Source organism: Clostridium tarantellae, from assembly GCF_009295725.1.
Taxonomy (GTDB): Bacteria; Bacillota; Clostridia; order Clostridiales; family Clostridiaceae; genus Sarcina; species Sarcina tarantellae.
This window is the reverse complement of record NZ_WHJC01000274.1, coordinates 1-4,508: the sequence shown is the minus strand read 5'-3', so window position 1 is coordinate 4,508 and position 4,508 is coordinate 1. Positions and strand designations below refer to the sequence as shown.

General features: G+C 23.7%; 5 protein-coding genes and 1 other annotated feature. All 5 genes read left to right on the top strand.

All coding sequences use genetic code 11. From position 1 onward, the window contains the following. Window positions 1–91: 91 nt before the first annotated feature. The 5 genes from GBZ86_RS13075 to truA all read left to right on the top strand — a co-directional run bounded on the left by GBZ86_RS13075 (window position 92) and on the right by truA (window position 3,790). Window positions 92–889 (top strand): rhomboid family intramembrane serine protease, encoded by a 798-nt coding sequence (locus tag GBZ86_RS13075; protein ID WP_152891324.1) that lies wholly within the window; start codon window positions 92–94, stop codon window positions 887–889. Window positions 890–966: 77 nt separating this feature from the next. Further along, a complete protein-coding gene (locus GBZ86_RS13070; RefSeq protein WP_152891322.1) occupies window positions 967–1,353 on the top strand; it encodes an alpha-crystallin domain-containing protein in 387 nt (128 codons plus the stop codon). A gap of 398 nt (window positions 1,354–1,751) precedes the next feature. Continuing rightward, entirely contained in the window at window positions 1,752–2,150 is a 399-nt protein-coding gene (locus tag GBZ86_RS13065) for a ribosomal maturation YjgA family protein (RefSeq protein ID WP_152891320.1), read from the top strand. Between the two features lie 62 nt (window positions 2,151–2,212). Next, window positions 2,213–3,040 carry an HAD family hydrolase gene (locus GBZ86_RS13060; RefSeq protein ID WP_152891318.1) on the top strand — a complete coding sequence of 276 codons (828 nt, stop codon included), beginning with the start codon at window positions 2,213–2,215 and terminating at the stop codon, window positions 3,038–3,040. Beyond that, window positions 3,041–3,790, top strand: coding sequence for a tRNA pseudouridine(38-40) synthase TruA (truA, locus tag GBZ86_RS13055; RefSeq protein WP_152891316.1), 750 nt, complete (start codon window positions 3,041–3,043; stop codon window positions 3,788–3,790). Window positions 3,791–3,886: 96 nt separating this feature from the next. Then, window positions 3,887–4,143: a binding site (T-box leader), on the top strand. Window positions 4,144–4,508: the final 365 nt, after the last annotated feature.

The window sequence follows — 4,508 nt, the reverse complement described above, 5'->3', positions numbered from 1 at the left end:
GTAAATAAACAGTATTATATAATAAATATATATAATATGTAATTTTAGTGATAAAATAGTAATAGGACTAGTATGTAAAGGAGAGAAAATTATGAATTTCTTAGATAAATTACAAAGAAAATTTGGAAAATTTTATATCAAAAATTTAATGTTGTATATAGTTTTAATAACAGCATTTGTATATTTTTTATTATATACAGCAGACCCTAATGGTATTTTTAATCTTATGCTTATTCCACAAAAAGTATTAAAGGGAGAAATTTGGAGACTTATAACTTTTGTATTTATACCACCATTTGGTGTATCAATAATTGGATTATTATTTTCATTATATTTTGATTATCTTGCAGGTTCTGGATTAGAACAAGAATGGGGAGGATTTAAGTTTAATATATATTATTTTACTGGAATATTAGCTACTATAGTAATTTCATTTTTGACAGGGGTTCCAGCAACAGGTGCTTATGTAAATTTATCATTATTTTTAGCTTTTGCTATGATTTATCCTAACTTTCAGGTGTTATTTCTTTTTGTAATTCCAATAAAAATTAAATACCTAGCAATGATAAATTGGGTTTTAATTGCATATGGGTTTATTACAGCTCCTTCTATAGGTGCGAAATTACTTTATTTAGCTCCAGTTATTAATTTCTTATTATTCTTTGGAAAAGATATAATAAAAAGTACTAAGCATAAGGGAAAAAATTATGCAAGAAAGCAAAAATATAATGCAAAAGTAATTCCTATTAATGGTCCAAGACATAAATGTACTGTATGTGGTATTACTGAATTAGATGATCCTAATATGGAATTTAGATATTGTTCAAAATGTAAGGGAAAGCAATGTTATTGTATAAATCACATTAAAAATCATAAACATATAGAATAAAAAATTTAAATAAATTATACACATAAATTAAATAGTTTAATAAAGTATAATATATGATTTTCTTAAGGAGGAATTTTATGGGGTTTGAATTTTATTCTTCAGGAAACAGTAATGATAGTGTAGTTTTACAAATGGAAGAGTTAAATGATAGCTATGTTATTTATGGACAATTAAACAATGTAAAACAAAATGATATAAGTATTAATTATGATAGTGAAAATAGTGTATTAACAGTATCAGCTGTTGTAAGTACTGCTATTAATACAGGAGGGCTAGGAGTTACAATTCAGCAGAGCAATACTGTTACAAAAAATTTCAAAGTAGAGAACATAAAAGCTACTGAAATTAATGGTGATTTTGATGGATTAAATTTAAAGATTACCTTACCTAAATTAATTTCTTCAGCAGGTTCTATTGATGGAGATGATTTAGTAATAGATGTAGATTATTATGAAATGGAATAATAAATAAAAAGATGGCAAGTATTCAATTTATATGCTTTAATTATTACTTTTAATTTTATATAGGTTTAAAAGTAACAATTAAATAGTATTTTGTAGTACTTGTCATTTTATTTATATAAATAATTTTACAGAAGGTAAATATAATAACATAGTAAAAATTAATTTATAATATTAAAATTTTATGAAGAATAATTTATCATCAAATAATGAGTTTATTTGATGATAAAAATATAAAATTATTTAAAAATCAATGTTTAATTGTAATTAATAGATTGAGCGCTTTATTTTATGGAGAAATTTTATTATAATGTATATTGTTTTGAATTTAATAAGTATTATTAAAGCTATATAAATATTATTATATTAAAGTAATTATTAATTAATTTAGGAGCGATATTATGAAGAAGCAATTTAAAAGAAATAGGATTTTATATTTTATTTTAGTAATTTTAGTAATGATATTAGGTATAGCTTCAAGAAAATTTGGTATATATTTACCTGGGTTTTTAAGAGCTTATGCTGGAGATACTCTGTGGGCTTTAATGGTGTTTTTAGGCTTTGCTTTTTTATTTAAAGACAAACCTATACTGCAAATAGCTATTTTTGCAATAATTTTTTCTTATGGTATAGAAATTTCCCAACTATATAAAGGAGATTGGATTGAAGATTTAAGAAATACAACTTTAGGTGGGTTAATACTAGGTTATGGTTTTTTATGGAGTGATTTAATATGTTATACTATGGGCATATTAATTGGAGTTATAGGTGAATTTAGTATATTAAAGTTTAAAAAATAAATACTATATATAAAGTATAAGAAATATGGTTATACAAATTTATAAAAAAAAGAGGGAATTTTATGGATTTATATGTTTCAGATTTAGATGGAACTTTATTAAATAGTAATAAGAAAGTTTCTTTAGAATCAAAAAATATTTTAAATGAATTAATAAATAAAGGTGTTAATTTTACCATTGCTACAGCTAGAACACCAGCTACTGTGGTGGATTTACTAGAGGGAGTAAACTTGAAAATCCCTGCTACATTAATGAATGGTGTTTTAATATATGACATAAACAAAAGAAATTATATAGATACAAAGGATATACATAAGGATTCTGTAAATAAAATGCTTAAAATATTTAAAGAATATAAAAAAGATTTCTTTGTTTATACCATTAGAGATAATCATTTATGGGTTTATTATAGGGAGTTTAAATGGAATATAGAACAAGATTTTTATAATGAAAGATGCAATAAATCTTTAAAAACCTTTGTTAAAATAGAAGACTATGTAGAAGCTATTAAAGATAGTAAGGTTATTAATTTTATAATATTTGATAAATTAGATTTTATAAAAGAAATATATGAAGAAATTAAAAATGTGGAAGGAATAACTACAGATTTTTATGAAGACATATATGAGAAGGGAATGTACTATTTAGAAGCTTATAGTTCTAAAGCATCAAAGGCTAATGGAATAGAGCTTTTGAAGGAGTATGTAAATCATAGCAAGCTTATTACCTTTGGAGATAATGTAAATGATATACCTATGTTTAAAATTTCAGATGAATGTTATGCTATGGAAAATGCAGTGGATAAATTAAAAAAATTAGCTACTAATGTAATAGATAGCAATAATAATGATGGAGTAGTTAAATTTATTAAAGAAAGAGAAGGTAAGTAAATGAGAAATATAAAAATGCTTATTCAGTATGATGGAAGTAGATATAAAGGGTGGCAAAAGCAAAATCAAAAGGGTAGTAATGTTTCTACCATTCAAGATAAGATAGAAAAAGTTTTAAGCAAAATGACTGAAGAGGATATACAAATAATAGGTTGTGGAAGAACCGATACAGGGGTTCATGCTGAAAATTATATAGCTAATTTTAAAACAGTTTCTATAAAGTCATTGGAGGAAATATTAGAGTATTTAAATACATATTTGCCAGAAGATATAGTAGTAAAATCTTTAAAAAATTGTAATGAAAGATTTCATGCACGATTAAATGTAAAATCAAAGACCTATGTATATACAATAGATAATAATGAATATGCTGATGTATTTTTAAGAAAGTATACATATCATATAAGAAAAAAATTAAATTTAGAAGAAATGATTAATGGATCTAAGTATTTAATAGGAACCCATGATTTTCAAAGTTTTACTAGTTTGAAGATTAAAAATGGCAAATCAACCATAAGAACTATAAATTACATAAACATAGAAGAAAATAATAATATAATAAAAATTAAAGTAAATGGTAATGGATTTTTATTAAATATGGTGAGAATAATAGTAGGTACTCTTTTAGAAGTAGGGTTAGGCAATATGTGTTCTAGTGAAGTAAAACATATATTAGAAATTAAAAAGAGATCAGAAGCCTCAGAAAAAGCCCCAGCTAAAGGGCTTTGTATGGAAAGTGTAGTTTATTAAAAGTATTTTTAAATATTATAAATTCTCAGAAAAATTTAAAAATACTATTGAATTTTTAATAAAATATCATTATAATAAATAAAAAATGATAATAAATTAAAGATTATGATAAGGAATAGTATGATAGTATAATCCTTTTAGAGAGCTAAAGAGTGGTGGAACTTTGGTAGGATACCTTTCAGAAGCAGCCTTTGAATTTCATATTGAGAACTAAGAATTAATTTCTTAAATTAGATATTGACGTATACCTCCCGTTAAAGAGGATAGATTATATTTAAATATAATCTAACTGAGTGGATAATTTTAAATTATCTATTAGGGTGGTACCGCGAAGTGAGTCCTTCGTCCCTTTTTAGGGATGAAGGGCTTTTTTATTTATTCATAAGTTTATAATAAATAAAAACCTGATAGTAAATTTAACTAAAATGGAAAAGGTAATCTATATAAAATATTTATAATACAAATTATTAGGCGATTGTGAAATTAAGATTTAAAAAATTGTGGATAACTTTTAAAAAAACCAATATTTTGATTTAAATTTGTGCATGAAAATATAGACCCTAACAAAAACGGTCTTTTACAGAAAGATTATGAAATTAGACTGTGGATATGTGATTAAGCTGATATTAAATATAGTTTTCTAATACTTCTAATATATTTTATGTCATTTAAAGAGTAGGCTAAAATAACATTTATTAGTTTAGAAATAGCTGTTAAA

Coding starts and splice junctions, on each gene's coding strand:
- GBZ86_RS13075 (WP_152891324.1), top strand. CDS start 92: ATGAATTTCTTAGATAAATTACAAAGAAAATTTGGAAAATTTTATATC.
- GBZ86_RS13070 (WP_152891322.1), top strand. CDS start 967: ATGGGGTTTGAATTTTATTCTTCAGGAAACAGTAATGATAGTGTAGTT.
- GBZ86_RS13065 (WP_152891320.1), top strand. CDS start 1,752: ATGAAGAAGCAATTTAAAAGAAATAGGATTTTATATTTTATTTTAGTA.
- GBZ86_RS13060 (WP_152891318.1), top strand. CDS start 2,213: ATGGATTTATATGTTTCAGATTTAGATGGAACTTTATTAAATAGTAAT.
- truA (WP_152891316.1), top strand. CDS start 3,041: ATGAGAAATATAAAAATGCTTATTCAGTATGATGGAAGTAGATATAAA.